The following is a 26,481-nucleotide window of genomic DNA, read 5'->3' on the forward strand; positions in this document are numbered from 1 at the left end:
TGCGCGGCCGCCCTCCGGCCGTCGCCGGGAGCCACATCGCGGAGATTCAACGCATGAACAAACGACTGACCCTTCTTTCAGCCCTTCCGCTTCTCCTGGGCCTGGCCGTGGCCGGCGCCCGCGCGCAACCCGCCCTGCCCGCCGCCATGACCATCGCCCCGCCCCAGAACGTGCTGCAACTATCGGCCTCCGGCCAGGTCGAGGTGGTGCAGGACCTGCTCACGCTCCAGCTCTCGACCTCGCGCGAGGGCGCGGACGCGGCGGCGGTGCAGGCCGGGCTGCGCCAGGCGGTGGACACGGCGCTGGCCGAGGTCAAGAAGACCGCGCAGCCGGGCCAGATGGACGTGCGCACGGGCGACTTCAGCATCCACCCGCACTACGGCCGCGACGGCAAGATCAGCGGCTGGCAGGGGAGCGCCAGCGTGGTGCTGGAGGGGCGTGACTTCCCGCGCATCACCCAGGCGGCGGCGCGCGTGCCGTCGATGACCATCGGCAACCTCGGCTTCAATCTGAGCCGCGAGCAGCGCGCCCAGGTTGAGGGCGAGGCGCAGGCGCAGGCCATCGAACGCTTCAAGGCCAAGGCCGCCGAGATCGCCAGGGCCTTCGGCTTTGCCGGCTACACGCTGCGCGAAGTCAGCGTCAGCAGCGACGACCAGGGCTTTGCGCCGCGGATGTACGGCATGGCCAAGGAGATGCGCGCCGCCGCGGCCGACGCGCCGGTGCCGGTGGAGCCGGGCAAGAGCATGGTGAATGTCACGGTCTCGGGCTCGATCCAGGCGCGCTGAACGGGGCCTGACCATCCTGTTTTCAAGCTTTTTCGGTCTTTAGCCGGTATCCATCAAGCGCTCGTAGCTATATTATGTATAGCATCCAGGCGGACGGCCACGGGGTGCGTTGCCTGAAGGGCCGCGCGCCACGGGGGTCCGCAGTTTGCATTAGGATGGCGCGAGGAGGCTCGAAATCCGGGCCTTTCTCCTCCTGGCCTCGCCTTCCGACCGCCATGACCCAGCCCACGCTCCACCACGTCACCTGCACTGGTTCGGCCGCGCAGCCACCGCATGGCGTGGCGGCCATGCCGATGGCCGACGACCAGGGGCACGCCGTGCTCGACTTGCTGCTGTCCGCGCCCGCAGGCGAGGCGGCGCCGCGCCCATGAAGGCGCTGCCGCTCTCGGCCGCGCCCGCGGGCGAGCCGGTGGCCGGCGTCATCACCGCCACCGGCGACGCCGGGATGGAGGCGGGCGTGCGGGACCGCGCGCGCGCCTTCGCCGAGCCGCTGCTGGCCGGCGAGATCGCCGCCTCGGGCGAGAACCTGCTGGCCCACGCCGACGCCGTGGCCGCCGTCCTCGCCGGCATCGGCGGCTCCGAGGCGATCCAGGCGGCGGTCTACCTGAGCTACGCCAGCGGCCAGCTCCATCGCCCCGAGGAGGTGATCGGCAAGGCCTTCGGCGAGAGCTTCGCGCATCTGGCCGTCGAGACCTCCAAGCTCGAGCGCGTGCAGCAGCGCTCGCGCGCCAGCCGGCACGAGCTGCCGCAGGATTCCGACCACGCCGGCCAGCAGACCGAGTTCGTGCGCAAGATGCTGCTGGCCTTCAGCCGCGACCTGCGCGTGGTGCTGCTGCGGCTGGCCTCGCGGCTGCAGACGCTGCGCTACTGCACGGCGGCGCGCCAGCCCCTGTCGCCCAGCCTGCTGCGCGAATCGCACGAGGTGTTCGCGCCGCTGGCCAACCGGCTGGGCATTTGGCAGATCAAGTGGGAGATGGAGGACCTGATCTTCCGCGCCCAGGAGCCCGACACCTATAAGCTGGTGGCCAGCCTGCTGGACGAGAAACGCGTCGAGCGCGAAGCCGCGCTGGAGCAGCGCCGCGCCGAGATCGAGGCCGCGCTGCGCGCGCAGGGCATCGACGCCATGGTGAGCGGCCGGCCCAAGCACATCAGCAGCATCGTGCGCAAGATGCGCGGCAAGGGGCTGGACTTCGACCAGGTGTTCGACGTGCGCGCGCTGCGCGTGCTGGTGCCCACCGTCACCGACTGCTACGCCGCGCTGGACTGGGTGCATCAGTGCTTCACGCTGGTGCCGGGCGAGTTCGACGACTACATCGCCAAGCCCAAGATCAACGGCTATCAGTCCCTGCACACCGTGGTGCGCGACGCCGAGGACCGCGCCTGGGAGATCCAGATCCGCACCGTCGCCATGCACGACCACGCCGAGCACGGCGTGGCCGCGCACTGGGCCTACAAGGAGGCCGGTACCAAGGGCTACGCCGGCGTGAGCGCGGGCAGCGACTACGACGCCAAGATCGCCGTGCTGCGCCAGCTGCTGGCGTGGGAGCGCGACTTGTCGGGCGGGGCGCCGCAGCATGGCCTGTTCGACGACCGCATCTACGTGCTGACGCCCGAGGCGGCGATCGTCGAGCTGCCGGCCGGCGCCACGGCGGTGGACTTTGCCTACGCCTTGCACACCGACCTGGGCCACCGCTGCCGGGGCGCGCGGGTCGATGGCGCCATGGTGCCGCTCAACACGCCGCTGCAGAACGGCCAGACCGTCGCCATCACCGCCGCCAAGGAAGGCGGGCCCTCGCGCGACTGGCTCAACGCCGAGCTGGGCTACCTGGCGTCCTCGCGCGCCAAGGCCAAGGTGCGCGCCTGGTTCAACGCCCAGCACACGCGCGAAACCATCGCGCGCGGCCGCGAGATTGTCGAGAAGCTGCTGCAGCGCGAGGGCCGCACGGCCGTGTCGCTGGACCACCTGGCCGGCGAGCTGGGCTTCAAGACGCCAGACGCGCTGTTCGAGACCGTGGGCAAGGACGAGCTGTCGCGCCGCAGCATCGAGGCCGCGCTGCGCCCGCGCGAGCCGCAGCCCGAGCCGGGGGCCCATCTGCTGCAGCGCAAGGCGCGCGGCGGCGACGGCGCGCGCGGCGGCGTGCTGGTCGTCGGGCTCGATTCGCTGCTGACCCAGCCCGCCCGCTGCTGCAAGCCGGCGCCGCCCGACGACATCGCCGGCTACGTCACGCGCGGGCGGGGCGTCAGCGTGCACCGGCGCGACTGCGCGAGCTTCCGCGACCTGCTGGCGCGCGAGCCCGAGCGCGTGATCGAGGTCGGCTGGAGCACCCCCGCCACTGGCCACGCGCCCGCCTACCCGGTGGACGTCGCCGTGGAGGCGGTGGACCGCCAAGGCCTGCTGCGCGACATCTCCGACGTCTTCGCGCGCGAGAAGATGAACGTCATCGGCGTGCAGACCCAGTCCGTCAAGGGCTGGGCCTGGATGACTTTCACCGTCGAGGTCGGCGACACCCGCCGTCTGGCGCAGGTGCTGGGCCAGGTCCGGGAAGTCAGCGGCGTGCGCCTGGCGCGCCGGCGCTAAAAGGGGGGGCGCCGATCTGCTACACTCTCGCGCTTCGAATCATCCTCAGGCGCGTAGCTCAGCTGGTTAGAGCACCACCTTGACATGGTGGGGGTCGTTGGTTCGAGTCCAATCGCGCCTACCAATGAAATCAAGCACCTGGCAGAAATGCCCGGTGCTTTTTTCTTGTCCGCCCGGTGGCTATGATGCCTCTTTGCTGGGCGATGGCGGGGCGAGGACCATGAGCAACGAAGCGCGGAGCCTGTTTTTCTACCACAGCACCCTGGCCGACGGCCACGATGCGAGCTGTGTGGGCGCCATCGTCAGGACGGCCAGGGCGTTCAATGCCTCGCATGGCATCACGGGCGTGCTGCTTTTCGACGGCGAGCGCTTCTGTCAGTACATCGAGGGGCCATCGCCGGCGCTCGACCCGCTGGTCGACCGCATCTGTGAAGACCCGCGCCACCAGAACGTCACGGCCCTGCTCCAGGAGCCTTTGACTGCGGCGCGGCGGTACCCAGACTGGTCCATGGCCTTTTCCGACGTGGGCAAGGATTCCATCATCGACCGGTTGATCGCCGCGGAATCACTCCGTGCACTCGAACTCCTGCAGCAAGCCCATTTGACGCTGGACGTTGGCTGAGTCGCTGGGTGTGCCATGGCTTTTGGCCAAGGCGGCCAGACCCCGCCTGCGGGGCCGCTTTTCACCTCAGTGGGTCGCCAGCTTGGCCAGGCTCCGTGGCCTTGGGTCGAAAAATCCCAGAAACGCACTCACCTGGTCCAGATCGCCCGCTCTGAGCGTTGCCTTGCCGTCGGCCACGAGTTGCCGGAATGCGGCCTCGCCGCCCGCCAGCATCTCGCCCAGGCTGGCTTGGTCCAACACGACACGGGGCGCGACCTCGCCATCCACCGCGAACGCGGTAGCGTGAATCTGCAGTACGCCATGACGCAGTTCCGCCGTCAGGATCTGCGCCTGGTCGCTCACCTCGAACTGCAGGCAGCGATGCTTGTCAAAGCTGCGCTCGGCCGCCAACCGGATCGACAGCATTTCCAGCAGCCGGTGGGCTGGAATGGTGCGCAAGATGTCGGGCGAGGACATGGCGTCGCGCCCGCTGGCGTTCAGGCCTTCGTAGCGGCCTTCGAGTTCGCGGGCGGCGGTCAGATACCAGTTGCGCCAGTTGATGTTCTCGGTCGCGAAGCCGAGCCGCTGCAGCGCGCGGGCCTTGAGCAGGCGCGCCTCGGTGTCCGTCGTGTCCAGTTTCACCAGCAGGCTGACCAACTCGGCCGCCCAGCGCGCCTGGTCCAGCGAGTTGTCGTCGGCAAGCGCCTCCTGCGTCCGCGCCAGCACCGATTCGCGGCCGCCGATCAAGGCGACCCAGCGCGCGGCGCGGTCACGTGGCGGCAGTGGGTCCAGCGTCGTGGGGTCGCCATCGAACCAGCCCAGTTGCCCGGTGAAAATCTGGCGCACCGAGTGCTTGACCGTGCCGTAGTACTCGCCCAGCCACGCGTGCTGCGCCAGGTGCGGCGGCAGCGCCGGCAGCAGGTCCGCCAGTTCGTCGGGCGTGGCGCCGCGGTTCATGAAGCGCGCGGCCTGGTCGTGGATGAAGGCGATGGCGTCGCGGTACACGCGCAGCAGTTCCGCCACGTTGTCCTTGCCCGCCACTGGCCGGCCGTGCGACGGCACCATGTAGTCGGCGGGCAGCGCGCGCATCATGTCGAGCGTGCGCACCCACTGCTGCGGGTCGCGATAGCGCGTGCCGCGCAGCGTGTGCAGGTTGCACAGGCATTCGCCCTGAACCACCTCGGCGCTGATCAGCACCTTGAGGTCGGGCAGCCAGGCGATGATCTCGTCGTCGCATTCCGAAGGAGCGTGCAGCAACTCGAAGCGGATGCCGGCCAGGGTGATGTCGAGCCGATCGGCGAAGGTCACCGTAGGCGCGATGAAGGTGGTCTGGCCCTTGCGCAACTCCGGCCCGATGCCGTTGTTGATGCGCCCCTCGGGCCCCGCTTCCAGCAACGAACCGAAGGAGTAGGCCGAGCGCAGGGTCAGGATCGGGCCGGCGATCACCGCGTTGTTGGTCACGGCTTCCATCAGGGTCTCGTGCGCGATGATCTTGCACGCGCCGCTGGCCACGCTTTCGTCGCTGGCGAACGCGCGCACGCCGCCGATGTGGTCGGTGTGGTTGTGGCTGTAGATCACGGCCACGAAAGGCAGCGGCCTGGCCGCCGGACAGGCGCGGTAGAAGTCTTCGCGCGCCGCCTCGGCGCCTTCCTTCTTCTCGGTGGTGTCCAGCACCACGATGCCCTCGTCTCCGACGATGAACACCACGTTGCCCAGCGCATAGCCCACCGCGCAGTAGACGCGCTCGGCCACGCGGTAGATGCGCTGCGCCATGCGCAGGGAGTGCTGGACCATGCGCGGCGGCACGGAGGGCGCATCGCCGGTGAACGCCAGGTTGACGCCGCCGTCATAGGCGATTTCCACGCCGGCGTAATAGTGCTCCACGTCGATTTCGACGCGCGGACGGCGCAGGATCGCCTGCAGGCTGGTGCCTTCATCTTGGTTCATGGGTTTCTCCTCGCGCCAGGGCGCCGATTGCATTCGGATGTCGTGGACGACCGTCATTCCACCTTCGCGCCTGAGTCTAGAACGAGTTTCTTCCAAACCGGGGCGTCCGTTTTGTATCGGTTCTCGAAATCCTTCTGCGAACCAGTGTGCGCCGTGAACCCCATGTCGGAAAAGCGCGAGACGACGGGCGGCAGGACCAGAACTGCTTGCAGCTCCTTCGAAAGACGTTCGACGATGGGCTGTGGGGTCTTGCGGTTCATCGCGAAGCCCATGAACCCCACGACTTTGTAGACCTCGTCATCGAGCCCCTGTTCGGCAATGGTCGGCAGATGGGGCAGCGTCGCCATGCGCTTGCTGCCGGTCACGCCGAGCATCTTCATCTTGCCGCCCTCCGCCAGCGCCTTGGCGGCCAGGGCGGTGGCAAAGGCCATCTGCACCCGTCCGCCCACGACGTCCTGCAGCATCAGGGCTTCACCCTTGTAGGCGACGTGGACCATGTCGGCGTCCGTCGTTTTGCTCATGTAGTACCCGGCCAGGTGCGGATAGCTTCCGATGCCAAAGGAGCCATAGGACAGCTTGCCCTTGTTCGCGGCCATGTACTTCAACAGCTCGGGTGCGGTCTTGACCGGCACACTGTTCGCGACCACGAGCACCAGGGGGGCATCGGCGGCCTGCGCCACGAAGACCAGATCCTGCTCGATGTTGTAGGGCATCTTTTCATAGAGGAACTGGTTGGTCAGCAGTGGGCCGGTGATACCCAGCACGATCGAATAGCCATCGGCGGCCGACTTGGCAATGCCGTCCACGGCGAGCATGCCGGAGCCGCCCACTTTGTTCTCGACGATGACCGGCTGTCCCAGGCGCTTGCTCAATTGTTCACCGACGGTTCGGGCCATGACATCGGTGCCGCCTCCGGCCGCGAAGGGCACGACGATGCGTACCGCTCTGGTCGGATAGGTCTGCGCGCTGGCTGCGGGCAGATACAGCAGGGCCGCTGCAGCGGCGGCGGCGACAAGGGCCTGTCGGCGGGCAAAGGGTGCGGGTGTGATTTTCAAGGTGATGTCTCCTGATCCAGCTGTTCAAGAAAAGTCGGCGCCCTTCGTTCGATCCGCATCAACGCATGTCGAGCGGGTGTCAATTTAGGAACGACCTTCCCCATGGAGTTGCCGCGCGCGCGACAATTTCAGGGTGAACGCCATGCTCGCAATCCCCAGATCCAGCGGATCCATGGTCTCACCGGTGCGGCGTCACGATGTTGAACGACGGATCGAAGGTGTCCAGCATGCCGAACAGCGCCGTCACCGCCGCCGGGTCACCGTCGATCCGGAGGCCGCCCTCACGGAGCGCCTGCTCCAGGGTGGTCTGCCGCAGGCTCATGCGGTCCAGCGTGGCCTTCGTCAGCGTGACGGCGGCGGTGGGCCCGGCGTGCTGCGCATCGGCCAGGTAGGTGAGCGCGCTGTTGTGCAGCGTCATGGCGTAGCGCTGGCCGAGGTCGGTGAAGTTCCAGTTCAGCGTCATGTTCCGGCCGGCCGCCTTGTCGGCGTCCAGGCGCACCGCCATGAAGTCGAAGAAGTGCGGCACGGTGAGCGCGCGCACCAGGTCGGGCGAGCCGGCCCGGGGAGGCAGCTTCGGTACGCCGCGCCGCAGCTCCTGCGCGCCGGTGAGGTAGGCGTTGCGCCACGTGGAGTTCTCGCTCTGGTAGCCGAGCTGCTCCAGCGCATCGGCCTGCAGATGGCGCGCCTGCACGTTGTCCGGCGCGGCGAAGACCAACTCGTTGCCGATCTGCGCCACCCAGCGGTACTCGCCGCGCGCATAGGCCTCGCGCGCCTTGGCCAGCACGGCCTCGGCGCCACCCATCCATTCGATGGTGCGCTTGGCACTGTCCACCGGCGGCAGCGGGTTCAGGTTCGCGGGGTTGGCGTCGTAGTAGCCCATGAAGCGCTGGTAGATGGCGCGCACGTTGTGGCTGACCGAGCCGTAGTAGTCGCGCGCATACCACTTGCGCGCCAGCGGCTCGGGCAGCGATTTCAGCTTGTCGGCGATCTCCAGCGGCTTGTAGCCCTGGTTCAGCAGCCGCAGGGCCTGGTCGTTCAGCCACTGGTACATGTCGCGTTGGTCGCTCAGGTACTCGGCGATGCGCGCCTTGCCCCAGGTGGGCCAATGGTGCTGGGCGATCAGGACGTCGCTGCGCTCGCCGTAGAGGTGCAGCGTCTGGCCCAGGTAGTGCGACCAGGCCTTGGGGTCGCGCACCAGGGCGCCGCGGATGGTGAGGATGTTGTGCTGCGTGCGCACGGCGTTTTCCGCCACGCACACGGTGCGGAGCTGCGGAAAGTACAGGTTCATCTCCGCCGGCGCCTCGGTACCGGGCGTGAGCTGGAACTCGATGTCGATGCCGTCGATGCGCCGGGTGTCGAGGGGCTTGGTGATCAGGTCGGTGGGCGGGATCAGTGTCACCGTTCCGCGGGACGTGGCCTTGCCCAGGCCGGCATCCACCTGGCCGGTGGCGCTGCGCGGCAACAGGCCGCCGTACATGTACTGCGCGCGCCGGGTCATGGCGTTGCCGGCCAGCACGTTCTCGCTCACGGCCTCCTCCACGAAGCCCGCCGGCGCGATGATCGCCACCTTGCCGGCCTTGACGTCGGCCTCGTCCACCACCCCCTTGACGCCGCCGAAGTGGTCCACGTGGCTGTGCGTGTAGATCACGGCCACCACCGGCTTGCGCGGGCGGTGCGCGTAGTACAGCTCCAGCGCGGCGCGAGCCGGCTCGGCGGTGATCAGCGGATCCATCACGATCAGGCCGGTGTCGCCCTCGATGATGTTCATGTTCGACAGGTCGGCGCCACGCACCTGGTACAGGCGATCGGTGACTTTGAACAGGCCGGCCTCGTTGTTCAACCGCGCCAGGCGCCAGAGACTGGGATTGACGGTGGGAGGCGCGGTTTCGTCCTTCTCGAAGGCATAGGCGCCCAGGTCCCAGGCCACGCGGCCGTCGGCGGTGCGGATGGGCTGGTCGGTGAAGCGCGCCACCAGGCCGCGCGCGGCGTCCTCGAAGTCCTGGCGGTCGGAGAAGGGCAACCGCTCCAGCCAAGCCGCATTGGCCCGGGCGGTGGCCTCGGTAGCGGGCGCGGGGGTGGGCGCAGGAGGCGCGGCAGGTGCACCCTGCGCGCCCGCCAGCAAAGGCAGCGAGGCACTGGCCAGCGCGATGGTCCGCGCGAGGCGGGCGGTGCGCCGGGCTGTGAATGGGCTTCGTGTCATGGTTGTCTCCAGGGGATCGGGTGATGGGCGCCGCTTCTATGGGGCCCCAAGGATTCATGTCAGGACGGATGGCCTTGTTCGCGGCAACGGCGGATGGTTCCCAAGGTGAGATCTCCTGATCGAGCCATTCAACGCATGCCGAGCGGTTGTCAATTTAGAAACGACCCTTCCCTGAAATTGCCGCATGCGCGACAATTTCAGGGTGAACACCATGCTCGCAATCCCCAAGACCCAGCGGATCCTGCAGCCTGCGGAGCGCTACCGGGTGAATCTCCTGGTCGAATCGACCGACCCGGTCGCCGCCGCTTTCCGGCGCATCGGCGTGCCGCGCCGCTACCGCGACGAGCAGCTTGTGCAGCAGCGCGGCGATTCGGCGGCCCATGCGTTGATCGTCGTCGCCGGACGTCTGCGCACGTTGATCCCGACGGCCGACGGCACCGAGCAATTGATCCGCTGGATGGAGCCCGGCGAGGTCAGCGGCCTCAGTTCCGTGCTGGCCAACATGCCGGTGCCGGTCGATCTGGTGGCTTCGGGATCGACCGAAGTGCTGCTGTTGCCGCGGCAGGCCCTTCTGGAGTTGCTGGCGAGCAACGGCGAGGCCTGCATGGCGGTGGCGCGTCTGCTCAGCCTGCGCGTCAGTGAACTGTTCGACGTCATCGCCACCCAGGCGACCAGTACGCTGAGCGCGCGCGTCTGGGCCACGGTGCAGCGCCTGGCGCAGGAAAACGGCGAATGCGCCGCCGATGGCCGCGTCGTGCTGCGGCTGTCGCAGGGCGATCTGGCGAACGCGGTCGGCGCGTCACGGCAACGCGTGAACGAGGAACTCCGCTTGCTTCAGAAGGCTGGCAAGGTGCGGCTGGGCTACCGCTCGCTGGAGGTGGCCGGCCCCAGGTAGGGCGGCGCGGGCCCGTCAAGGATGGAGCGCCCGCCATGCCGGCACCCAGCGGGCCAACAGTTCAGGAACGCCGCGCGCGTCGGGCTCGGGGGCCAGGCCCAAGCGGGTGGCCGCCTGCCGCAGCGTGGCGGCGGGATCGGTCAGATCGAGCGCCTGCGCGCCGTTCTGCTTGCTGAGCTTCTCGCCGTCGGCGGCGCGCACCAGGGGCGTGTGCAGGTACCGCGGCGTGGGCAGGCCCAGGGCGCGCTGCAGCAGGATCTGGCGCGGCGTGTTGTCGGCCAGGTCTTCGCCGCGCACCACGTGGGTGATGCCCTGCGCGGCGTCGTCCACCACCACGGCGAGCTGGTAGGCCCACAGGCCGTCGGCGCGCTTCAGGATGAAGTCGCCGACGCTGGATGCGACGTCCTGCCGCTGCACGCCCAGGCGGCGGTCGGTCCAGGTGATGACGGTGTCATCTGCTATTGATTGAGTAGCTGGTGGTGTAGATTCCACGCCAGCTATCGGCTGTTTTTGTTCAAGAATGCCGGTATGGAGCCGCCAGGCGCGGGCAGGCCGCCCGGCCGGGCCGCCGCGCTCGGGGCGGCAGGTGCCGGGGTAGGGCCGTTCGCGCCCGCGGGCGCGCACCAGGCCGCGCTCGGCCTGCGCGGCCTCGATGTCCTTGCGCGAACAGGCGCAGGGGTAGGCGCGGCCGGCGGCGGCCAGGCGGTCCAGCGCCTGCTGGTACAGGGCCGCGCGGCACGACTGCCACACGGGCGGCGCGTTGGGCACCAGGCCACAGGTGGCGAGCTGCCGCAGGATGGCGTCGTCCGCGCCGGGCACGCAGCGCGGGGTGTCCACGTCCTCGACGCGCACCAGCCACCGGCCGCCGTGGGCGCGCGCATCGAGCCAACTGGCCAGCGCGGCGACCAGCGAGCCGTCATGCAGCGGGCCGGTCGGGGACGGGGCGAAGCGTCCGGTGGTCATGGGGAAGGTCGAGCGTTGGGCGTTTGGCGTGCGCCTCACGCAAACGCTGAACGCCCGACACTCAACGCGCGGCCACGGTCAGCGCCAGCTCCAGTCCGGAAACAAAGGCGTCCTCGACGCGGTGACCCAGGCACCAGTCGCCGCACAGGCCGACGCCCAGCGCCGCGTCCCAGACAAAGGGGCGGCCCAGCGGCTGCAGGGTCTTGGCCTGGCGCCACAGCAGCGCCTCGGCGTGGGCCGGCGTGGCGCGGATGCCGGTGACCTCGGCGAAGGCTTTCAGCAGCTTGGCGGTGGCGCGGGGGGTGTCGTCGTTCTCGTGCTCGCGCGACCAGGCGGCGCTGGCCTGCGCGGTCCAGCGCTCGATGGGGCCGCGCCGGGGCTTGGACGATTCGCGCGCCAGCCACGCGATGCGGTGGTGCGTGCTGCGCGCGGCGTTCCACTGCGGGCCCAGGGTGTGCAGGCCGGGCTGGGCGGCGTGGGGGAAGGCCAGCATCAGCGTCCAGCACGGGGCGATGTCCACGCCGGCCAGGGCTTCGGCCAGTGGTTCAGTTTGCTCTGAAATAGAGAGCATGTGCCGCAGGATGGGCGCGGGCAGGGCCAGCAAAACTTGGTCAAACCCGGCGTGGACGGCGTGGTCGTCGGCGCCGCCCTCGGCGTGGAGTTGCCAGCGCGTGCCATCGAGCGTGTCGCGCGCCAGGCGCAGCACGTGCGTGTCCAGGTGCAGGCGGCCGGCGGCGCGCAGCGGCTCGGCCCAGTGCCGGGGCAGCGCGGCCATGGTGGGGGTGGCGACCCAGTGCGCCTCGCGCGTGGGCAGGGCGGCTTCGATCACGCGACCCCGTTCGTCGAGCACGCGCACGGCGTTGGCGCTCCAGCGCCGCGCCAGGCCGGGCGCGGTGATTTCCAGCGCACGGGCGAAGCGCGGGTCGCGCACGGTGAAGTACTGCGCGCCGCTGTCGAAGCTGCCGAAGGGCGAGTCCTGCGCGGCCATGCGCCCGCCAGGCTGGGGGGCGGTCTCGAACACGGCCACGTCGTGCCCGGCCCGCAGCAGCGTGCGCGCGCAGGCCAGTCCGGCGAGGCCAGCGCCGACGACGGCGATGCGGCGAGGGGTGGGGGCGGGTCGGCGGCGTGTCACGGCGGGGCTTCTCGGGTAGGGGGAACGGCGGGTCGCGGACATTGTGTCACGCGCCGGGCGGGCCGCCGTGCTGCTCCAGCAGGGCGCGGCGGGTGACGGGGCGCTCCAGCCGCTCCAGCCACCAGGCCAGGGCCTTGCCGGGCTGGGCGTTGGCGTGCCAGGCGTAGGTCAGGTGGACCATGCGGGTGCTGCGCTCGACCCGGCGCGCGACCAGACGGCCGGTGGCCAGATAGGGCCGCGCGATGGGCTCGGGCAGGAAGCCCGCCCCCAGACCGCGCAGATGGGCGTCCAGCTTGGCGGCCACGTTGGAGACGGTGAAGGTTTCCTGCCCCTCCAGCAGGCCGAAGGACTGCGTGGCGCCGCTGGGCGTGGAGTCGGCCACGACCACGGCGCGGTGCGGCTGCAGGTCGGCGTCCGACAGCGGCTCGGGCAGGCGCGCCAGCGGGTGGTGGGGCGCCACCGCGTAGACGAAGCGCACCGGCCCCAGCGGCCGCGCTTTCAGGTGCGCCGCGCTGGACGGCTCCAGGATGGTGCCCAGGGCCAGGTCGGCCTGGCCGGAGGTGAGCGCGCCCACGGTGCCGCTGAGGATCTCGTCGCGGATGCGCAGGCGTGTCGGCGGCTCCAGCCGGAAGAAGTCGGCGCACAACTCCATCAGCGCCGTGCGCGAGAGCACGCCGTCGATGGCCAGGGTGAGCTGCGGCTCCCAGCCCGTGGCCACGCGCCGCACGCGGTGCACCACGGCATCGACCTCGCGCTGCAGCCGTTCGCCCTGGGCCAGCAGCTCAGCCCCGGCGGCCGTGGGCCGGGCCTGGCGGGCGCCGCGGTCGAACAGCAGCACATCCAGCGCGTCCTCGATCTGGCGCACGCGGTAGGTCAAGGCGCTGGGCACCAGGCCCAGCTCGCGCGCGGCGCCGGCGAAGTGGCCGGCGCGCGCGATCGCGTTCAGGATGCGCAGCGCGTCGGGGGTGAGAACGTCGCTCGGGTTCTGCATGATGGCCAGCGATGGATTCAAATATTTTGAATGATGCCATCAAGGCAGCGCACCCGCCGCGGCCCGTCTGGCGCCTACAGTAGGGCCCCTGCACCGGAGGCCGCGAGCATGGTCGCCGTTGCCAGCCGCAGGATCGCGGCGTGGCCGTCCACGGTGCGCACCAACGAAGGAAATTCTCCCAATGAACCCAATGCAAAACCCACTCGCGCTGATCGGCCGCCTGCTGCTGGCATACCTGTTCATCCCCGCCGGCCTGGGCAAGATCAGCGGCTTCGCCGGCACCGCGGGCTACATCGCCTCCAAGGGCCTGCCCATGCCCGAGGTGGGCGCGGTGCTGGCCATCCTGGCCGAACTGGGCTGCGGCATCCTGCTGCTGATCGGCTTCAAGACGCGCTGGGCCGCGCTGGCGCTGGCGGTGTTCACACTGGCGGCGGCGTTCTTCTTCCACAACTATTGGGCGGTGCCGGCCGAGCAGGTGATGGCGCAGCGAATCAACTTCAACAAGAACCTGGCCATCGCCGGCGGCCTGCTGCTGCTGGCGGCCTTCGGAGCCGGCGCCTTCAGCGTGGATGGGCGCCTCGGATTGCGCGCCTGAAGACGCCCGGGAAGGCTTGGCCTGAACGGAAAAAGCCTTGCGCCCCCCAAAAGGGCCGCAAGGCTTTTCGCCAGGTAATGAGAAACAAATATTTGGTCACGACTAAAAGACGCGACCCCATGCGGCAAACTCAAAGATTCCGTGCAAAAAATCGCCTCCCGACCGGGGATGCGTCTCGCCAGGGCCGGCTTGTTCCCGCCCAGCGGCGCTGCAGTTCCGCCCGCCTTGAAAATGCCTCCCATGTTCGTTCACCTGCGCCTGCACACCGAGTTTTCCGTCGTCGACGGCACACCCCGCATCGATGACCTGGTCGCCGCCGCGGCCCGCGCCGGCCAGCCAGCCCTGGCCATCACGGACCTGAACAACCTGTTCGGCGGCATCAAGTTCTACAAGGCCGCGCGTGGCGCGGGCGTCAAGCCGATTCTGGGCGCCGAGGTGCTGCTGGAGGCGCCCGTCGCCGACGCGCCCGGCGGGTCGGCCGCGACCGCCGCCGCCCTCCCGCGCGTGCTGCTGCTGGCGCAGAACCGCCAGGGCTACCTGAACCTGTCCGAACTGCTCACGCGCGCCTGGACGCAAAGCCCCTCCAGAACGCAGGCCGTGGTGCGCTGGGCCTGGCTGCGCGAGCTGGCCGGCGGCCTGATCCTGCTGTCGGGCGCCCAGGCCGGGCCCGTGGGACAGGCGCTGCTGCAGGGCGACGCGGCGCGCGCGGGCGAACTGGCGCTGCAACTGGCCGACAGCTTTCCGCACCGCTTCTACCTGGAGCTGCAGCGCGCCGGCCGGCCCGACGACGAGGCCCACGTCGTGGCCGCGGTGCAACTGGCCGCGCGCCTGAAGCTGCCCGTGGTGGCCACGCATCCGGTGCAGTTCGCCGCGGCCATGGACTACGAGGCGCACGAGGCGCGCGTGTGCATCGCCGAGGGCGAGATCCTGGGCAACCCCCGGCGCGTGCGCCGGTTCACGCAGGAACAGTACTTCAAGTCCACGGCCGAGATGCAGGCGCTGTTCGCCGACCTGCCCTCGGCGCTGGCCAACGCGGTGGAGATCGCGCGCCGCTGCAGCCTCACGCTCACGCTGGGCAAGCCGCAACTGCCCGACTTCCCCGTGCCCGAGGGGCACACCATCGAAACCTACTTCCGCCAGGCCTCGCACGACGGGCTGGAGGAGCGTCTGCGCCACCTGTACCCCGACCCGGCCAGGCGCGAAGCCGAGCGCTCGCGCTACCTGGAGCGGCTGGAGTTCGAGATCGCCACGATCCTGAAGATGGGCTTCCCGGGCTACTTCCTGATCGTGGGCGACTTCATCAACTGGGCCAAGGCCAACGGCTGCCCGGTGGGGCCGGGGCGCGGTTCGGGCGCCGGCTCGCTGGTGGCCTACGCGCTCAAGATCACCGACCTCGATCCGCTGCGGTACAAGCTGCTGTTCGAGCGCTTCCTGAACCCCGAGCGCGTGTCGATGCCCGACTTCGACATCGATTTCTGCCAGGCCAACCGCGACCGCGTGATCGACTACGTGAAGGCCAAGTACGGCAAGGACGCCGTGAGCCAGATCGCCACCTTCGGCACCATGGCCGCGCGCGCCGCCATCCGCGACGTGGGCCGCGTGCTGGACATGAGCTACACCTTCTGCGACGGCATCAGCAAGCTCATCCCCAACAAGCCCGGCCAGCACATCACCATCGACGGCGCGCTGAAAGTGGAGCCCCTGCTGGCCGAGCGGCTGGACAAGGAAGACGAGGTCAAGACCCTGCTGGCGCTGGCGCAGAAGCTGGAGGGCCTGACCCGCAACATCGGCATGCACGCAGGCGGCGTGCTCATCGCGCCCGGCAAGCTGACCGACTTCTGCCCGCTCTACCAGCAGCCCGGCAGCGACTCCGCCGTCAGCCAGTACGACAAGGACGACGTGGAGGACGTGGGCCTGGTCAAGTTCGACTTCCTGGGCCTGGCCACGCTCACCATCCTGGAGATCGCCAAGGAGTTCATCGTCAGCCGCCACCCGGGGCAGAAGGACTTCGCCTTCGAGAACATCCCGCTCGACGACGCCCCGACCTACGCGCTGTTCCAGGACGGCCGCACCGAGGCCGTGTTCCAGTTTGAAAGCCGCGGCATGCAGGGCATGCTGCGCGACGCCCGGCCGACGCGGCTGGAGGACCTGATCGCCCTCAACGCCCTGTACCGCCCGGGGCCGATGGACCTGATCCCCAGCTTCGTCGCCCGCAAGCATGGGCGCGAGCCGGTCGAGTACCCGCACCCGCTGGTGGCCGAGATGCTCTCCGAGACCTACGGCATCATGGTCTACCAGGAGCAGGTGATGCAGACCGCGCAGATCCTGGGCGGCTACTCGCTGGGTGGCGCCGACCTGCTGCGCCGCGCCATGGGCAAGAAGAAGGCCGAGGAGATGGCCCAGCACCGCGCCATCTTCCGCGAGGGCGCGGCCAAGAACGGCATCTCCGTCGCCAAGGCCGACGAGATCTTCGACCTGATGGAGAAGTTCGCCGGCTACGGCTTCAACAAGTCGCACGCCGCCGCCTACTCGCTGCTGGCCTACCACACGGCCTGGCTCAAGGTGCACTACCGCGCCGAGTTCTACTGCGCCAACATGACGGTGGAGATGGACAACACCGACAAGCTGAAGGTGCTGTACGAGGACGCCCTGCGCGAGGGCATGCAGTTCGAGCCGCCCGATGTCAACCGCGGCGGCTACCGCTTCGAGCCCGTGGGCGACGGGCTGATCCGCTACGGCCTGGGCGCCGTCAAGGGCACGGGCCAGCAGGCCATCGAGGCCATCGTCGCCGCGCGCGAGGGGCGCGGCGCGGGCGCGGCCGGCGGCGAGAGCGGGCCGTTCACGAGCCTGTTCGACTTCTGCCGCCGCATCGACCGCACGCGCGTCAACAAGCGCACCGTGGAGGCGCTGATCCGCGCCGGCGCGTTCGACGGCCTGCAGCTCAATCGCGCGGCGCTGGCGGCGTCGATCGATCTCGCCTTCGACTTCGCCGTCGCCAGCGACGCCCACGTGCACCAGGGCGGCCTGTTCGACCTGCTGGACGACGGCCACGGCTCCAGCACGCAGGAACCCGAGCTGCCCGCCGTGGCCCCCTGGGGCGTGAAGGAGCGCCTGTCCTTCGAGAAGACGGCCATCGGCTTCTACCTGTCCGGCCATTTGTTCGACGAGGTCGAGCGCGAGGTGCGCCAGTTCGCGCGCCGCCGCCTGGCCGAGCTGATCGACAGCCGCGAGCCGCAACTGCTGGCCGGCATCGTGGGCGACTTCCGCGTCATCAACGGCCAGCGCGGCAAGCTGGCGCTGTTCAAGCTGGACGACAAGTCAGCCTCGATGGACGCGCGCGCCGAGGAGGCGCTGATCCACCAGCACCGCCACCTGCTGAAGGACGACGAACTCATCATCGTCATGGCCAAGGCCATGCCCGACCGCTTCTCCGGCGGGCTGCAGTTGAACGTGACCCAGATCTGGGACCTGCCCTCGGCGCGCTGCCGCTTCGGCAAGTTCCTGCGCGTGGCCGTCAATGGACAGGCGCCCGACGTCCGGCGCCTGCTGGCCGACCACCCGCCCAAGGTGGAGCATACCGAGCACGGCGAGCTGCTGCGCGGCCTGCCCGTGCGGCTGCTGCTGGAGCGGCGCGGCGAGGGCGGCGGGGTGATGGCCCAGTTGCAACTGGGCGAGCAGGCCCGGTTCTTCCCCAGCGACGCGGCGCTGGCGAGCTGGATGGCGCAGGCCGACGAAGGCCGGGCGCTGGTCGTCTACGAGTAGTCGCCAGGCCAGGAATTCAAGCCAAATCGGCCTCTAGCCTGCACAGGTATTGCGCTGGAAGCTATTGAACTGGTAGCAATCAGCCGCGCGGCTTGAACTCGATGATCATCGGCGAGGGCACGCGGCCATCGACGTCGCGCGGCATCGCCTCGGTCTTGTCGATGGCGCGCAGCACGGCGGCGTCCCAGGCTTTGTTGCCGCTGGACTTGAGCAGGCGCTTGCCGATGATGGTGCCGTCGGGCGAGGTGCGCACCTCCACCTCGGCCACCGGGTTGCCCGCGATCTCGTCCGGGAACACGATGTTCGGCCGCACCTTGGCGCGCACCTTGGCGCCGTAGCCGGCCGAGGGGCCGGCATCGCGCTCGGCGCCGCCGCCGGTGGTGCGGCCCTTGCCGGCGCCGTTGCTGCTGCCGGCATCGCCCGCGCCAGCCATCCGGGTCAGCCGGTCGAGCTCGGCCTTGCGCCGGGCGTCGGCGTCCTTCTTCTCGCGGGCGGCCTCGGCTTTCTGGGCTGCGGCGGCCTTGGCCTGCGCTTCCGCCTTCTTCGCGGCCTCGGCCTTGGCCTGGGCTTCCGCTTTCTTGGCCGTCTCGGCCTTGACCGCGGCTTCCTTGCGCCGGGCTTCTTCGGTGGCCTTCTTTTCGGCCGCCTCCTTGCGCTCCTGGGCCTCGCGGCGCTGTTCGGCGGCTTTCTTTTCGTCGGCGGCCTTCTTCTGCGCGGCTTCCTTGCGTTCGCGTTCCTTTTCGAGGCGTTCGCGCTCGCGCTCTTTCTCCAGCCGCTCCTGGCGTTCCTTCTCGGCGGCGCGGCGCTGATCTTGCTCGCGCTTCTTCTTCTGCGCCAGGGCGATCTCGGCCTCGCGCTCGTCGTTCTCGGCCTGGCGCGGCGGCGGGGGCTTCGGGGCGGGCGCGGGGCGGGGCGGTTCCGGCGGCGGGGCGGGGCGGGGCGGGGCGGGCGCCGGCGGCTCGGGCGGGGGTGGGGGCGGCGGCGCGGCGCGCGGTGCCGCCTGCTGCGGCGCGGCGGCCCACAGCTCGGCGTCGATGGCCGCGTCGTCGGCGTCGTTCTTCCAGCGCAGGCCCCAGGTCAGCGCCAGGATCAGCAGCAGGTGCGCCAGCAGCGCCACCGCGAACGCGCGCCCGAAGCCGCGCGGCGGCGGCGGATCGAACTCGGAGCGCTCGGCCGTGACGGCGTTCATGTCAGTGACCCATGGCGCCGCGCGCTACCCGGGCCCAAAGAGTCGAATGGCCGCGGAGCAGGCCATGCCAGCGGCGGCCGCGGACGGGCTTGGCCCGGCCGCTGGCGGCGCCCCCTCGAGGGGGGAGGCGCAACATCGCGCAGCGAGTGGAGCCACGGGGGTGGGTCATTTCACGGACAGCCCCACGCGCTGCACCCCGGCCTCGCGCAGCAGCTTCATCATGGCCATCACCTGCTGGTAGCGCAGTTCACTGTCGGCGGCGATCATGACCGGCAGTTCGGGGTTGTCGGCCAGCAGGTCCTTGATGGCGGCCACGGCTTCCTTGTCGGTCACGCCCGCGCGCTTGACCTCGCCGGCCAGCGACAGCTTGCCCTCGCTGTCGATCTGCACGTCCACGCGCTTGTCCGGCGCCTTGCTCGACTTGCCCGCGCTCGGCACGTTGATGGTGCCCGGCGTGATCAGTGGCGCCGTCACCATGAAGATGATGAGCAGCACCAGCATCACGTCGATGAAGGGCACCATGTTGATCTCGTTGATGGTGCGGCGGCCCCGGCCGCGGGAGGTGACGGCTGCCATGGCGTTCTCTCAGTGACCGCTGGCCGACGAGCCCTGCACGCCCAGGTTGCGCTGCAGGATGTTGGAGAACTCCTCGATGAAGGTCTCCAGCTTGATCGCCAGGCGGTCGATCTCTCGCGCGAAGCGGTTGTAGGCGATCACGGCGGGGATGGCGGCGAACAGGCCCAGGGCGGTGGCCACCAGTGCCTCGGCGATGCCGGGGGCCACGGTGGCCAGCGTCACCTGCTGCAGGCTGGCCAGGCCGGTGAAGGCGTGCATGATGCCCCACACCGTGCCGAACAGGCCCACGTATGGGCTGACCGAGCCGACCGAGGCCAGGAAGGACAGGTTGGTTTCCACCGCGTCCATCTCGCGCTGGAAGCTGGCGCGCATGGCGCGGCGCGCGCCGTCCAGCAGCGTGGCGGGGTCCTGCATGCGGCGCTCGCGCAGCTTCTGGTACTCGCGCATGCCGCTGGCGAAGATGCGCTCCATCGGGCCGGCGTGCTTGGCGTTCTGCGCCGCCGAGGCGTACAGGTCGTTCAGGCTGGTGCCGGACCAGAAGGCGCGCTCGAACGCGTCGTTGAGTTCGCGCACTTCCTTCAGCGCGCGCAGCTTGCGGACGATGGCGGCCCAGCTCGTGATGGACACGGCCAGCAGCAGCAGCATGACCAGTTGCACGACGAAGCTGGCGTGCAGCACCAGCTGGATGATGGAGAGGTCCTGGTTCATGAAATGAGTCGATCAAGGAGGGTGGACGGGATGCGCGCCGGCCGCAGGGACCCGGCCTGGACCCAGCCGATGCGGATGCTGGCCTCGCACAGCAGGTCGCCGCGCCGCGCGTCGGGCCCTTTCAGGAAGGCCTGCTGCGCGATCTCCAGGGTCGCCCGGCCGGCTTCTTGGAGCCGCGCGGTGACGATAAGTTCATCGTCCAGCCGCGCCGGGCGCAGGTACCGGGCGGCCGTCTCGGCCACCACGAACATGCCCCCGGTCTGCTCGCGCAGCGCATGCTGGCCGAGGCCCAGCGCGCGCAGCCATTCGGTGCGCGCGCGCTCGAAGAACTTGAGGTAGTTGGCGTAGAAGACGATGCCGCCGGCATCGGTGTCTTCCCAGTAGACGCGGATCGGGAACTCGAAGTCCGCCATGCCATCCTTTAAGCCAGCACCGCCCTCAATCGCTCGACGGCGGCCTGCAACTGCGCCATGGAGTTGGCGGTGGAGAAGCGGACGTGGCGCGCCGTGTCGGCGTGGCCGAAGTCGCGCCCCGGCGTCACCGTCAGGTGGGCGCGCTTCATCAGCTCGAAGGCGAATTCCCAACTGCCGGCGGTTTGCATGCCGCTATTGTATTCGGAGCGGCCGGCGAACAACCGGTCACATGCGGCGGTGCAGTCGGCCCAGGCGTAGAAGGCGCCGTCGGGGGCGACGGGCACCTGGAGGCCCAGCGCGTTCAGCGCCGGCACGAAGTAGTCGCGGCGGGCCTTGAACTCGGCGCGGCGGCGCTCGTACTCGGCCAGGCTGTCCGGCTCGAAGCAAGCGAGCGCCGCGTGCTGCGACACGGTGCTGGGGCAGATGAACAGGTGCTGCGCGATCTGCTCCACCACGTCCACCAGCGCATCGGGCACCACCATCCAGCCCAGGCGCCAGCCGGTCATGTTGAAGTATTTGCTGAAGCTGTTGATGCTGATGATCTGGTCGCCGAGGCCCAGCGCGCTGTGGCTGAAGGTGTCTTCGTGGCTGAGGCCCAGGTAGATCTCGTCGATCAGGGTGATGCCGCCGCGCCCCTCCACCACGCCGTGGATGCGGCGCAGTTCGTCGGGGTGGATCGAGGTGCCGGTGGGGTTGGAGGGCGAGGCCAGCAGCACGCCGCGCGTGCGCGCGCCCCAGGCGTCCTGTACCTTGTCGGCGCTGAGCTGGAAGCGCTCGGCCGCCGTCGCCGGCAGCAGCACGGCGCGGCCCTCGGCGGCGCTCACGAACTGGCGGTTGCACGGGTAGCTCGGGTCCGGCATCAGGATTTCGTCGCCGGCGTCGATCAGCGCCAGGCAGGCCAGCTGCAGCGCGGCCGAGGCGCCGGCGGTGACGACGATGCGCCGCGCCGGCACCGCGACGCCGAAGCGCCGGGCGTACCAGTCGCTGATGCGCTCGCGCAACTGCGGCAGGCCGGTGGCCTGCGTGTACTGCGTGCGGCCGTCGCGGATGGCGCGCTCGGCCGCTTCCTGTACCAGCGGCGGCGCGGTGAAGTCGGGCTCGCCGATGTTCAGGTAGATCATCGGCTGGTCGGTGCCGGCTGCCTCGCGCGCGATGGCGGCGGCCGTCTTGGCCATCTCCATCACGTAGAAGGGCTCGATGCGCTGGGCCCGGGCGGAAATCCTCACGCCTTGTCCCCGGCCCTCGCGCGCAGCGCGGCGCGGTCGGCCTCGACCTCGGCGCCGCGCAGCGTCGGGGCCAGGCCGTTGAGCACGGCGTTGACGTACTTGTGGCCGTCGGTGCCGCCGAAGTCCTTGGCCAGCTCGATGCACTCGTTCATCACCACGCGCCAGGGCACGTCGGGGCAGCGCAGGAACTCGTAGGCGCCGATCCACATGCAGCCGTGCTCGACGGGCGAGATCTCGGCCAGCTTGCGGTCCAGCAGCGGCACGATCAGCGCGTCCAGGTCGCCTGCCAGCTCGATGCAGCCGTGCAGCAGCGCGTCGAAGTGCACCGCGTCGGCTTTGTTGAAGCCCTGCAGCTCGCGCGTGAAGGCATCGATCACCGCCGCGTCGCTGGCGCCGACGAAGTGCTGATATAGCCCCTGCAGCGCGAACTCGCGCGAGCGCGAGCGCGCCGACTTGGTGGAGGACTTGCGCGTGCCGCGGACGGGCGGGCGCGGCTGGGGGTCCGGCGGGTTGGTCATGTCAGTTGTCCATGGCGCGCTGCGTTCATCCCAGGCGCCCTTTCAGCAGCGCCATCTCCACCGCCACGCGGGCGGCGTCACGGCCCTTCTCGATCTGGCGCACCATGGCCTGGGTCGGGTTCTCGGTGGTGAGGATGGCGTTGGCCACCGGGATGCCGTGGTCGAGCGACACGCGCGTGACGCCCGCGCCCGACTCGTTGGCCACCAGCTCGAAGTGGTAGGTCTCGCCGCGGATGATGCAGCCCAGCGCGATCAGTGCATCCACCTCGCCGCGCCGCGCCAGCAGCTGCAGCGCCAGCGGCACCTCCAGCGCGCCGGGCACGGTGAGGTGGGTGACGTGCTCTTTCTTCACGCCCATCGCGGCCAGCTCGGCCAGGCAGGCGTCGCGCAGGCCGTTGGTCACGCCCTCGTTGAAGCGCGCCTGCACGATGCCGATGCGCAGCGCGCTGCCGTCCAGCGGCGTGGGTTGTCCCTTGTCAGCTCCGAACATGAAAATCCTTTACTCCTTGGTGATGTAGCCGGCCACTTCCAGCCCGAAGCCGCCGGCCATGCTGGGCAGGCGGCGCGGCGTGCTCAGCACCTGCATGCGCTGGACGCCCAGCGAGCGCAGGATCTGCGCGCCCACGCCGTGGCTGCGCAGGTCCATGCGGCCGCGCTGGGGTGCGTGGGCGGCGCGCGCCGTGCCCTCGAACTGGGCCAGCAACTGGTCGGCGCTCTCGCCGCAGTTCAGCAGCACGGCCACGCCCCGGCCTTCGCGCTGGATGTGCCGCAACGCGGCGGGCACGCTCCAGGAGTGCATGCCCCGGTCCAGTTCCAGCGTGTCCAGCACCGACAGCGGCTCGTGCACGCGCACCGGCACGGCGTCCTGCGGCGCCCACTGGCCCAGCACCAGCGCCAGGTGCAGCGAGCCGCTGGGCTTGTCGCGGTAGGCGTGGGCCATGAACTCGCCGTGCGCGGTGTGCAGCGGGCGCGAGGCCACGTGCTCGATCAGCGACTCGGTGCGGCTGCGGTGCTCGATCAGGTCGGCGATGGTGCCGATCTTCAGCCCGTGCTCGGCGGCGAACAGCTGCAGGTCGGGCAGGCGGGCCATGGTGCCGTCGTCCTTCATCACCTCGCAGATCACGGCGGCGGGCTGCAGCCGGCCAGGGCGGCCAGGTCGCAGCCGGCCTCGGTGTGGCCGGCGCGCATCAGCACGCCGCCCTCCACGGCCTGCAGCGGGAAGATGTGGCCGGGCTGCACCAGGTCGCTGGCCTGGGCGCCCGGCGCCACGGCGGCCTGCACGGTGCGGGCGCGGTCGGCGGCGGAGATGCCGGTGGTCACGCCCTCGGCCGCCTCGATGGAGACGGTGAAGGCGGTGCCCATCTTGGTGCCGTTGCGCGACACCATGGGCGGCAGGCGCAGGCGCTCGCAGCGCTCGCGCGTGAGGGTCAGGCAGATCAGGCCGCGGCCGAAGCGCGCCATGAAGTTGATGGCCTCGGGCGTGACGTGGTCGGCGGCCAGCACCAGGTCGCCCTCGTTCTCGCGGTCTTCCTCGTCGACCAGGATGACCATGCGGCCGGCGTGCAGCTCGGCCACGATGTCTTCCACGGGCGAGACGGCCGGCGGGGCGGAATGGCGGGGGGGCAGGGGGGCGTTCATGGCGGTGTCGATGGGCGGGGGCGCGGGGCGCCCGGCACGGCGCGCTCGGGCGCCAGCAGCGGCGAAAGGATGACATTATCCGTGCTTTGCGCCGCCGCCCCGGCGCCAGGGCCGGGGCCGGGCGGGGAACCACGCGCCGTCCGGAAGCTACTGAAATGATAGCTTCCGGCGCAATACAGGTGCTGGCTGATGCCGATTTTCGTCCATAAACCGCCTTCCTTGCCCTGTCCATGTCGCTCGACCATCCGGTGCTCTCCTCGCTGCTGCCCGTGGTGCTGCTGATCGGCATCGGCGTCGCGGCCGGGCGCCTGAAGCTGGTCCGCGGCGAGGCGGTGCGCGACCTGTCCAACCTGGTGTTCCTGGTGCTGGTGCAGGCGCTGCTGTTCCGCACCATGGCCACGGCGCAGTTGGACCGGCTGGACCTGCGCTCGGTGGCGCTGTACTACGTCGTGGCCGGCGCGCTGTTCGTGGCGCTGCTGCTCGCCTTCGGCCGCACCAGCCGCGCGGCCGTGCTGGCGCTGGCGGCCATCTTCAGCAACACGCTGATGATCGGCGTGCCGCTGGTGCAACTGGCCTACGGGCAGGCCGGCCTGGTGCACCTGTTCACGCTGATCTCCCTGCACGCGCTGGTGCTGCTGACCTTCGCCACGGTGGTGATCGAGTTGCTGCTGGCGCGCGAGGCCGCCGCCCAGGGCAGCGCGCCGCCGCGCCACATCGCCGCCACCGTGGCGCAGGCGGTCAGGAACGCCGTGCTGCACCCGGTGCCGCTGCCCATCATCGCGGGCTTCCTGTATTCGCTCACCGGCCTGGGGCTGCACCCGGTGGTCGAGCGGCCGCTGAAGCTGTTGGGCGACGCCTTCGGCCCCGTGGCGCTGGTGCTGGTGGGCGTGACCCTGGCGCGGACGGCGATCGGCCCGCACCTGAAGAGCGCCATCGGCCTGTCGCTGCTCAAGACCGTGCTGCACCCGCTGCTGATGGCGGGCGCCGGCTGGGCGCTGGGCCTGCGCGGGCTGCCGCTGCAGGTGATGGTGGTGGCCGCCGCGCTGCCGGTGGGCGCCAACGTGTTCCTGTTTTCGCAGCGCTACCACAAGGCCGAGGATCTGGTGACGGCCAGCGTGGCCGTGTCCACCGCGCTGGCGCTGGTCACGGTGTCGGTGGTGATGGTGCTGCTGGCCGGGTTGGGTTGAGTCGCCGCCTCGCCCCGGCGGCGCCGGCCACTCAGAACCTGTGAACCACCTGTGAACCAATAGCCTCGGGCCGGCGTTGAGCGGTGCATGAGCACCGACGCCGATCAGCCGAAGCCCGAACAGCGCCACGCGGGGTTGTTCGACGAACAAGAGCTGCCCATTCCGGCAGCCCGAAGCGAAGAGGTCGTCAGCGGTGCATCTGCGGCGGCGCGCGTGATGAGCCCGCAGCGCGATCAAGTCGAGCTGCGGGCCTGCGACCTGGACTCGCTGCTGCCGCCCGATCACCCGACCCGCACGGTGTGGGCGTTCGCGCAATCGCTGGACCTCGCGCCGCTGTACGCGCGCATCAAGGCCGTGCAAGGCGGCGCCGGACGCCCGGCGATCGACCCGGCGATCCTGGGCTGTGGGCCACCGTCGACGGCGTGGGCTCCGCGCGTGAGGTCGACCGCCTGTGCGAGCGCGACAACGCCTACCGCTGGCTGTGCGGCGGCGTCGGGGTCAACTACCACTCGCTGGCGGACTTGCGCACCGAGCATGAGGTGTGGCTGGACCAACAGCTCACGCGCAGCATCGCCTCGCTGCTCGATCGCAAGCTGGTGACGCTGAACGTGGTGGCGCAAGACGGCCTGCGCGTGCGTGCCTCGGCCAAGGCGGCAAGCTTCCGGCGCAAGGGTCGACTGCAGCAACTCATGGCTCAGGCGCAGACTCAGGTGCAGGCGTTGAAGGCCGAACTCGATGCCGACGCGGGCGCCAGTTCGCGGCGCAAGCACGCCGCCCAGGAGCGCGCCGCGCGCGAGCGTGAACAGCGCCTGGCGCAAGCGCTGGCGACGATGGATGAGATCGACAAGGCGCGTGCGCCGAAGAAGGCCGCCGCTGCTGCCAAGGACGAGCCGCCCGCGGGCACCCCGCCGGCGGCCAAGGCCGAACCCGAGCCGCGCGTGAGCAGCACCGACCCCGAAGCACGGGTCATGAAGATGGCCGACGGAGGCTTCCGCCCGGCGTTCAATGCCCAACTGGCGGTGGACGCGGCCACTCAGCTCATTGCCGCGGTGGACGTGGTCAACAGCGGCAGCGACATGAACCAGATGGTGCCCATGCACGCGCAGCTGCAGCGGCGCTACGAGATCACCCCTGCGCACTGGCTGGCCGACGGCGGCTTCACCAAGCTGCCAGCCATCGAACACCTGGCCGAGCAAGGCACTGCGCCGATGCTGCCGCTACCCAAGAGCCGCAACCCCAACATCGACCCCTACGAGCCCAAGAGCACTGACAGCGAGCATCTGGCCGCATGGCGACAACGCATGGCCAGCCCCGAAGGCAAGTTGCTGTACACGCGGCGCGGGGCTATGGTGGAGTGCGCCAACGCCCAGCTGCGACGGCGTGGACTGCTGCAGTTCAACGTGCGTGGCCTGGCCAAGACCCGTGCCGTACTGCTGTGGCACGCGCTGGCCCATAACCTCATGCGCATGGCCTCGCTGAACATCGCCTTCGTGTACTGAAGCACGGGCGAATACGCCCGTAT

20 protein-coding genes, 1 tRNA gene and 3 pseudogenes are annotated in these 26,481 nt (G+C 70.0%); 10 read left to right on the forward strand and 14 right to left on the reverse strand.

Annotation, left to right across the window (positions count from 1 at the left end; all coding sequences use genetic code 11):
* Positions 1-146 precede the first annotated feature (146 nt).
* From IPG65_RS10135 to IPG65_RS10155, 5 genes are all read left to right on the forward strand, one after another.
* Positions 147-785, forward strand: coding sequence for an SIMPL domain-containing protein (locus IPG65_RS10135; RefSeq protein WP_293190055.1), 639 nt, complete (start codon positions 147-149; stop codon positions 783-785).
* A 215-nt stretch (positions 786-1,000) separates the two neighbouring features.
* Positions 1,001-1,156, forward strand: a complete 156-nt coding sequence (locus IPG65_RS10140) for a hypothetical protein (protein ID WP_293189070.1) — start codon at positions 1,001-1,003, stop codon at positions 1,154-1,156.
* Complete coding sequence (locus IPG65_RS10145; RefSeq protein ID WP_293189071.1) at positions 1,153-3,363, forward strand: bifunctional (p)ppGpp synthetase/guanosine-3',5'-bis(diphosphate) 3'-pyrophosphohydrolase; 2,211 nt, start codon at positions 1,153-1,155, stop codon at positions 3,361-3,363. The genes IPG65_RS10140 and IPG65_RS10145 overlap by 4 nt, the downstream gene beginning before the upstream one ends.
* A gap of 47 nt (positions 3,364-3,410) precedes the next feature.
* Positions 3,411-3,487, forward strand: a tRNA-Val gene (locus IPG65_RS10150).
* A gap of 96 nt (positions 3,488-3,583) precedes the next feature.
* Entirely contained in the window at positions 3,584-3,985 is a 402-nt protein-coding gene (locus IPG65_RS10155; protein ID WP_293189072.1) for a BLUF domain-containing protein, read from the forward strand.
* Positions 3,986-4,051: 66 nt separating this feature from the next.
* Here IPG65_RS10155 and IPG65_RS10160 read toward each other — a convergent pair whose 3' ends face one another.
* The 3 genes from IPG65_RS10160 to IPG65_RS10170 all read right to left on the reverse strand — a co-directional run bounded on the left by IPG65_RS10160 (position 4,052) and on the right by IPG65_RS10170 (position 9,166).
* Positions 4,052-5,911 (reverse strand): alkyl sulfatase dimerization domain-containing protein, encoded by a 1,860-nt coding sequence (locus IPG65_RS10160; protein ID WP_293189073.1) that lies wholly within the window; start codon positions 5,909-5,911, stop codon positions 4,052-4,054.
* 53 nt (positions 5,912-5,964) lie between these two features.
* On the reverse strand, positions 5,965-6,966 hold the full coding sequence (locus IPG65_RS10165) for a tripartite tricarboxylate transporter substrate binding protein (protein ID WP_293189074.1): 1,002 nt from the start codon (positions 6,964-6,966) through the stop codon (positions 5,965-5,967).
* 178 nt (positions 6,967-7,144) lie between these two features.
* Complete coding sequence (locus IPG65_RS10170; protein WP_293189075.1) at positions 7,145-9,166, reverse strand: alkyl sulfatase dimerization domain-containing protein; 2,022 nt, start codon at positions 9,164-9,166, stop codon at positions 7,145-7,147.
* Between the two features lie 184 nt (positions 9,167-9,350).
* Here IPG65_RS10170 and IPG65_RS10175 point away from each other — a divergent pair, with 184 nt between their 5' ends.
* Positions 9,351-10,061 carry a Crp/Fnr family transcriptional regulator gene (locus IPG65_RS10175; RefSeq protein WP_293189076.1) on the forward strand — a complete coding sequence of 237 codons (711 nt, stop codon included), beginning with the start codon at positions 9,351-9,353 and terminating at the stop codon, positions 10,059-10,061.
* A 15-nt stretch (positions 10,062-10,076) separates the two neighbouring features.
* On the opposite strand, the gene gluQRS is transcribed toward IPG65_RS10175, so the two are convergent.
* The 3 genes from gluQRS to IPG65_RS10190 form a co-directional block, all read right to left on the reverse strand.
* On the reverse strand, positions 10,077-11,024 hold the full coding sequence (gene gluQRS / locus IPG65_RS10180) for a tRNA glutamyl-Q(34) synthetase GluQRS (RefSeq protein ID WP_293189077.1): 948 nt from the start codon (positions 11,022-11,024) through the stop codon (positions 10,077-10,079).
* Between the two features lie 61 nt (positions 11,025-11,085).
* The gene (locus IPG65_RS10185; RefSeq protein WP_293189078.1) at positions 11,086-12,198 is read right to left on the reverse strand and encodes an FAD-dependent oxidoreductase; all 1,113 of its coding nucleotides are present in this window, start codon (positions 12,196-12,198) and stop codon (positions 11,086-11,088) included.
* Between the two features lie 4 nt (positions 12,199-12,202).
* Entirely contained in the window at positions 12,203-13,147 is a 945-nt protein-coding gene (locus IPG65_RS10190) for a LysR family transcriptional regulator (protein ID WP_293189079.1), read from the reverse strand.
* A 181-nt stretch (positions 13,148-13,328) separates the two neighbouring features.
* Between IPG65_RS10190 and IPG65_RS10195 the strand changes: the two genes are divergently transcribed.
* Positions 13,329-13,742, forward strand: a complete 414-nt coding sequence (locus IPG65_RS10195) for a DoxX family protein (RefSeq protein ID WP_293189080.1) — start codon at positions 13,329-13,331, stop codon at positions 13,740-13,742.
* A gap of 240 nt (positions 13,743-13,982) precedes the next feature.
* Positions 13,983-17,504: a DNA polymerase III subunit alpha gene (gene dnaE / locus IPG65_RS10200; RefSeq protein WP_293189081.1), complete on the forward strand. Its 3,522-nt coding sequence runs from the start codon at positions 13,983-13,985 to the stop codon at positions 17,502-17,504.
* A gap of 79 nt (positions 17,505-17,583) precedes the next feature.
* On the opposite strand, the gene tolA is transcribed toward dnaE, so the two are convergent.
* The 8 genes and pseudogenes from tolA to ribBA form a co-directional block, all read right to left on the reverse strand.
* Positions 17,584-18,693 (reverse strand): cell envelope integrity protein TolA, encoded by a 1,110-nt coding sequence (gene tolA / locus IPG65_RS10205; RefSeq protein ID WP_293189082.1) that lies wholly within the window; start codon positions 18,691-18,693, stop codon positions 17,584-17,586.
* A 165-nt stretch (positions 18,694-18,858) separates the two neighbouring features.
* Entirely contained in the window at positions 18,859-19,269 is a 411-nt protein-coding gene (locus IPG65_RS10210; RefSeq protein WP_293189083.1) for a biopolymer transporter ExbD, read from the reverse strand.
* A 9-nt stretch (positions 19,270-19,278) separates the two neighbouring features.
* Complete coding sequence (tolQ, locus tag IPG65_RS10215) at positions 19,279-19,977, reverse strand: protein TolQ (RefSeq protein WP_293189084.1); 699 nt, start codon at positions 19,975-19,977, stop codon at positions 19,279-19,281.
* Positions 19,974-20,390 (reverse strand): tol-pal system-associated acyl-CoA thioesterase, encoded by a 417-nt coding sequence (ybgC, locus tag IPG65_RS10220; RefSeq protein WP_293189085.1) that lies wholly within the window; start codon positions 20,388-20,390, stop codon positions 19,974-19,976. Before ybgC ends, tolQ begins: the two co-directional genes overlap by 4 nt.
* Positions 20,391-20,398: 8 nt before the next feature.
* Positions 20,399-21,616, reverse strand: coding sequence for a pyridoxal phosphate-dependent aminotransferase (locus tag IPG65_RS10225; RefSeq protein ID WP_293189086.1), 1,218 nt, complete (start codon positions 21,614-21,616; stop codon positions 20,399-20,401).
* Positions 21,613-22,092 (reverse strand): annotated as a pseudogene (gene nusB / locus IPG65_RS10230) (transcription antitermination factor NusB); the annotation flags it as partial. The pseudogene nusB and the gene IPG65_RS10225, both read right to left, overlap by 4 nt.
* 67 nt (positions 22,093-22,159) lie before the next feature.
* Positions 22,160-22,624, reverse strand: a complete 465-nt coding sequence (ribH, locus tag IPG65_RS10235) for a 6,7-dimethyl-8-ribityllumazine synthase (protein ID WP_293189088.1) — start codon at positions 22,622-22,624, stop codon at positions 22,160-22,162.
* A 9-nt stretch (positions 22,625-22,633) separates the two neighbouring features.
* A pseudogene (gene ribBA, locus IPG65_RS10240) lies at positions 22,634-23,772 on the reverse strand (bifunctional 3,4-dihydroxy-2-butanone-4-phosphate synthase/GTP cyclohydrolase II).
* 230 nt (positions 23,773-24,002) lie between these two features.
* On the opposite strand from ribBA, the gene IPG65_RS10245 reads away from it, so the two are divergent.
* Positions 24,003-24,959 (forward strand): AEC family transporter, encoded by a 957-nt coding sequence (locus IPG65_RS10245; RefSeq protein ID WP_293189089.1) that lies wholly within the window; start codon positions 24,003-24,005, stop codon positions 24,957-24,959.
* A 213-nt stretch (positions 24,960-25,172) separates the two neighbouring features.
* Positions 25,173-26,458, forward strand: a pseudogene (locus IPG65_RS10250) (IS1182 family transposase).
* Positions 26,459-26,481 lie beyond the last annotated feature (23 nt).

It is taken from the genome of Ottowia sp., assembly GCF_016703145.1.
In the GTDB taxonomy this organism is placed as follows: domain Bacteria; phylum Pseudomonadota; class Gammaproteobacteria; order Burkholderiales; family Burkholderiaceae_C; genus Ottowia.